This is a genomic window from Orrella sp. 11846 (assembly GCF_048820935.1).
Lineage (GTDB): Bacteria > Pseudomonadota > Gammaproteobacteria > Burkholderiales > Burkholderiaceae_B > Algicoccus.
In genome coordinates this window covers 1-4,639 of record NZ_JBMERD010000033.1, presented here as the reverse complement: position 1 = coordinate 4,639, position 4,639 = coordinate 1, and the positions used below count along the sequence as shown (strand labels likewise).

Here is a 4,639-nt window from a genome sequence, read left to right as displayed (position 1 = left end):
GGTTGGTTCTGGTTCTGAGATCGAAGCTGATATTAGTAACCTTCAAACTACGAAAGTTACAGCAGCACAGGCGACTTCCTTAGCCCAAAGTGCGATGACTTCTCGGTTTGGTACAGCAGGGCAAAGTGGCTCTATCGAAGCTGATATTTCAACGCTGCAAACTACAAAGGTTACAGCAAATCAAGCGACTGCGATTGCACAGTCAGAAATCACTGCTGAACTTAGTAAATCTGGTGGAGTTAACGCTCGTATTGCTTCACTTGAGACAACGAAAGTTGATGCTGCCCAAGCATCTTCAATTGCACAATCCGAAGTTTCAGCCGAACTTGATGGTCCCACAGGCTTGAAAGCCACGGCACAGCAAACGTCAGAAGCCCTGACCACACTTGATGGAAAGCTAAAAGCCACCTACCAGAACAAACTCGAGGTGTATTCTGGCAATCGCCTTGTGCAAACAGGTTTTGCGATGGGTGCGGCCATCGGAGAGGATGGCACGTCAAGAAGTGAGTTCTTGATTCATGCTGATACTTTTGGATTATTGACGAAAAAGAACGGTGTCACCCACTCACCCTTTGTCTTTGATGTAGCGAACGATACAGTGTTCTTAAAGAACGCCTTTATTGAAAACGGAACCATCACCAACGCCAAAATCTCCAACGGTACGATTGAAGCCGCGAAGATTAAAAATGGTGAGATTACTTCGGCGAAGATTGCTTCGGGAGCGATTACGACAGCAAAGATTGATGATGCAGCAATTGTTTCAGCAAAGATTGGAACGGCTGAAGTCGGAACTCTAAAGCTTGCGGGGAACTCTGTCTCAATTTCTGTGGGCGTCACAGTTAACAGTAACAGTACATCGTTTAGTGTCGCACCTGTCGATGGAGGCACACTTATTATTGTCGGAGAGATTAACCCTAATTTTTCAATACCCGGGCAGACAATCACTGTATCTGCCTCAGGTGTTGGGACTTTAGCTGTTTTACACCCCAATTCGTACACAGTGACGGAGTATGAAAGTGGTGAGGCAGGCAACCCATATGAAGCAACTTATTACCAAAGTAGGGTTCAGCTTGCAGTTGTCTCTATTCCTGCTGGAAGCAGAACAATTACTGTCACACGCAGCCACTCCGCAATCACTGGGTTTATCAGTTTTAACCTTGCAATGAGGTAACAAATGAACGCAGACTCAATCACACAATTCGACCCCACAACAGGCAAACTTGGTTCTGTGATTACAGGCCCACCAGTTGTTTTAGAACCTACGAAGGCACTTGGGGATTTTGTAGATGGAATCTGGGACGCCGACACCTACTACGTCCTCGACGACACCCCAACCCCGCGTCCTGAAAACCCCACATCCTTGAACGATCTCACACTAGAAAACGTACCCGTTCCTGCGATCATCACTATTAACTCGCAAACGTATGAAACCGAGTCAGACACAATTGAACTGGAGTTTGATCAGGTGGGGACCTACAAAGTCACGATTGAATCGTTTCCCTACCTAACCAAGGAGTTCGAGATTGAAATTACGACACTCTGAACCCTACACACGCTTACGCCAACAAGCGTACCCAAAAATTGGCGACCAACTTGATGCGATCTTCAAGCTTGCAAAACACATGAAAGATTCGGGTGAAGAATTGCCCACTGAAGTAACCGAGTGGCTTGACCGTTGTCAGGCCGTTAAAGACAAATTTCCTAAGAGGTAATTAAGAATGGCATGGTATAGAACAGGTACAGTCACAGTCACGAACGGCTCGACCACGGTAACTGGCGCGTCAACCGCGTGGGTTGCGAACGTCGGCATTGGGGAGGGCTTGCTCGCTCCTGACGGACGCATTTATGAAATCACAGAAGTTGTTTCAAACACTTCCCTGAAAATTAGTCCTGCGTATCTTGGCAGCGGCCAGTCTGGACAGGCATACACAATCGTCCCCACGCAATCTTATATCAGAGACTTAGCGGCACAAGCAGCAGACCTCATCAACCGCTACGATATGTCAAGTTTTGGACAAGACTTCAGCAAAGCATCCAACCAAAACCAAGCACTGCAAAAACTTGGGCTGGATAACCTAGGCACTGCTGCAACTCGTGATGCAACTACGAGCGCAACTGATAACACATCTGGTCGTGTTGTTTCTGTTCAAGGTAATAATGGCTGGATGGGGCTGGGTGGGTCAGCATATCCAATGGATAATTTCGCGGCAGTTGTCCCGAGTGGCTTCGTCAGAGGGACCAAATCGAATAACCCAGAACTGCCTTCGGATTTACCAGGATCGTCGTCGACTTTCCAAGGAGCAATTGCTGTGAAATCATCGAGTAGTTTTACGGGTTATTTACTTATACCAGCGGGGTTGGGCGGAAGCGCGTGGAAAGGAGGCTCTGATGGATCGTCGGTCCAGTGGCATATGCTTCTAGACACCGGTAACACCACCGTAGACGGCTCTGGCTTCATCAAAGAAGCATCACCAATCATCGAGCTTTACGACGATCGTATCGATGCGAAAGGCTTTCACAATGAAACGCCATCGATGACAAAACTGAATGATGGTGTGTACCAAATTACTGGTACCAGCGGCTTGGCGCAAAAGGGCTGGTATATCGAAACTCCACAAGACAGAAACGGAAATAAGTATTTTAACTGTGATTGGGAACAAGACGTTACACCAGAAGTTGATGATGATGGCATGGTCGATGAGTCAGCAGACGTAACGCTCACGATTCGCACATACGAGCGCGTATGGAACCCTGCGACGGGCTTGTGGGAAAATGGCGATCCTGTCGATATCGAGCATAGATTTATTAGTCTGCGATTTGTCGAAGTGCGTCAAGATGATGATGATGAGGATGTCACCGATGCTGAGTGAGTTCAACCGCACTCACTTAGAACATGCTGCCTGTGCAGTGCTTATGCAGCTTGCTGTGTGGGCACTCACAGGAAGCATTTGGGCGGGAGCCGCCGCTGGCACGTTCTTTTTCATTGGGCGCGAACACGCTCAGGCAGAAATGAGGGTACCACCCAGCCAGTCCCTGCGTGAATTCCGCGCGTTCTCAAAGTGGCGCTACTGGGGCTGGGACAGTGTGCTGGATTTTGCTGCTCCACTTGTAGCTACTGTGGTCGTCGCTGCTCTTTGGCGATGGCCCAATACATGGCTGACAATCTGACGCCCCGCAAGGGGCTTTTTTATGCCTGAAGGAAAATAAATGTGCGAGAAAAACAGTGAGCGCTTAGCCGGACTAGAGAAGCGCATGGATAGACTTGAGCGTCAAGTTGACTGCATCAAGCATGATACGGGTGACTTGGTTGATACGTTCAAAGCCGCGCAAGGTGGCTTTCGAGTTTTGACATGGCTGGGGAAACTGGCGGCGCCACTGGTGGCAATTGGTGCGGCATGGGCAAGCATTAAGACGGGACTGTGGAAATGAAGAAACTGACAGGATTCTGTGATCGTTATTTTGTGCCCGATTGGCGAGATGCGAAAAAATGGTATTCGGTTTGGGCGTTCGTTGTGATCGGACTGTCTGAATCACTTGAAGGCCTGTGGCTTTGGATGCCTGCTGACCTGAAGGCACACATTCCAATCGAGTGGATGCCTAAGGTTGTAGTGCTGGTTGCCGTCGTTGGTTTGCTTGGGCGGCTGGTGAAGCAAGGGGATAAAGATGGGAATTGACTTAAACAAGCCAATCATGAAGCCAGTTGAAACATTCAACGACCAGTTGATAGGCATGCTTCGCAGTGAAGAGGGTGAGGTACTGCACGCATACCAAGATAGTTTGGGGTTCTGGACTATCGGCGTTGGAAGACTGATTGATCGGCGCAAGGGTGGTGGAATTAGTCCAAAAGAATCTGATTATTTGCTTCAAAATGATATTGAAAACATCAGGCTCTCATTGGCTGTTGCCCTGCCCTGGTATGACGATCTGGACGACGCACGCAAGGCCGTCATCGTTAGCATGGCATTTCAGATGGGTGTGGCAGGTCTTATGGGATTCAAGAACACGCTTGCAATGATTGAGCGTGGTGAGTACGAATCTGCAGCTGATGGCATGATGAACAGTCTATGGGCTAAACAGACACCGAGCCGAGCCAAACGTCATGCGGAACAAATGCGCACTGGGGAATGGTATGAGTACTGATCTTTTAACTGCGTTGGGCGCTACTGGAGCAATGGTCGTTGCGTTCCTATTGGCTTTCTTTTCTGGTAAGCGAGAAGGCAAACAGCAAGCTGAACGTGAGCAAGAAAAAGCCCGGTTGGATAACCTGACAAAACTGAATGAGGTGGATAATGGCCTGGCTAAAAAGAGCGATGATGATATTCGCCGTCGTCTCGGTGACTGGGTGCAGCGCGACGGTGACTGATACTTCTTGCGACTGGACGTTCTATATCCGACCGACCGCCGATGATGTGGCCGGCGTGTCGGATAGTCTTGCACGTCAGATTGTTACGCATAACGAACGTCGAAAGGTGGTGTGTAAATAAAATCTATTCAATCTCAATAATACTGACCAAATCTTGACCACAATAGGCGAAAATTGACCATAATAGGTGCAAAAGCGAAGCCGTTGAGAGATCGACTGTCTTCGCAAGCTGTTGAAATTGCTACGCTTTTGCTTCTATGTACTTATAGGTCCTAT

General features: G+C 48.5%; 9 protein-coding genes. All 9 read left to right on the top strand.

The window, feature by feature from the left end; genetic code table 11:
- The coding region (locus ACOI06_RS14385) for a phage tail tip fiber protein (RefSeq protein WP_420663288.1) at positions 1–1,171 on the top strand (1,171 nt) is incomplete at its 5' end.
- Between the two features lie 3 nt (positions 1,172–1,174).
- On the top strand, positions 1,175–1,543 hold the full coding sequence (locus ACOI06_RS14380) for a hypothetical protein (protein ID WP_420663287.1): 369 nt from the start codon (positions 1,175–1,177) through the stop codon (positions 1,541–1,543).
- Positions 1,524–1,712, top strand: coding sequence for a hypothetical protein (locus tag ACOI06_RS14375; RefSeq protein WP_420663286.1), 189 nt, complete (start codon positions 1,524–1,526; stop codon positions 1,710–1,712). Before ACOI06_RS14380 ends, ACOI06_RS14375 begins: the two co-directional genes overlap by 20 nt.
- A gap of 6 nt (positions 1,713–1,718) precedes the next feature.
- Positions 1,719–2,870: a hypothetical protein gene (locus ACOI06_RS14370; protein WP_420663285.1), complete on the top strand. Its 1,152-nt coding sequence runs from the start codon at positions 1,719–1,721 to the stop codon at positions 2,868–2,870.
- Positions 2,860–3,168 carry a hypothetical protein gene (locus tag ACOI06_RS14365; protein ID WP_420663284.1) on the top strand — a complete coding sequence of 103 codons (309 nt, stop codon included), beginning with the start codon at positions 2,860–2,862 and terminating at the stop codon, positions 3,166–3,168. The genes ACOI06_RS14370 and ACOI06_RS14365 overlap by 11 nt, the downstream gene beginning before the upstream one ends.
- 39 nt (positions 3,169–3,207) lie before the next feature.
- Positions 3,208–3,429, top strand: a complete 222-nt coding sequence (locus tag ACOI06_RS14360) for a hypothetical protein (RefSeq protein WP_420663283.1) — start codon at positions 3,208–3,210, stop codon at positions 3,427–3,429.
- Entirely contained in the window at positions 3,426–3,674 is a 249-nt protein-coding gene (locus tag ACOI06_RS14355) for a hypothetical protein (RefSeq protein WP_420663282.1), read from the top strand. Before ACOI06_RS14360 ends, ACOI06_RS14355 begins: the two co-directional genes overlap by 4 nt.
- Positions 3,664–4,140: a glycoside hydrolase family protein gene (locus tag ACOI06_RS14350; protein ID WP_420663281.1), complete on the top strand. Its 477-nt coding sequence runs from the start codon at positions 3,664–3,666 to the stop codon at positions 4,138–4,140. Before ACOI06_RS14355 ends, ACOI06_RS14350 begins: the two co-directional genes overlap by 11 nt.
- The gene (locus ACOI06_RS14345; RefSeq protein ID WP_420663280.1) at positions 4,130–4,363 is read left to right on the top strand and encodes a hypothetical protein; all 234 of its coding nucleotides are present in this window, start codon (positions 4,130–4,132) and stop codon (positions 4,361–4,363) included. Before ACOI06_RS14350 ends, ACOI06_RS14345 begins: the two co-directional genes overlap by 11 nt.
- Positions 4,364–4,639: the final 276 nt, after the last annotated feature.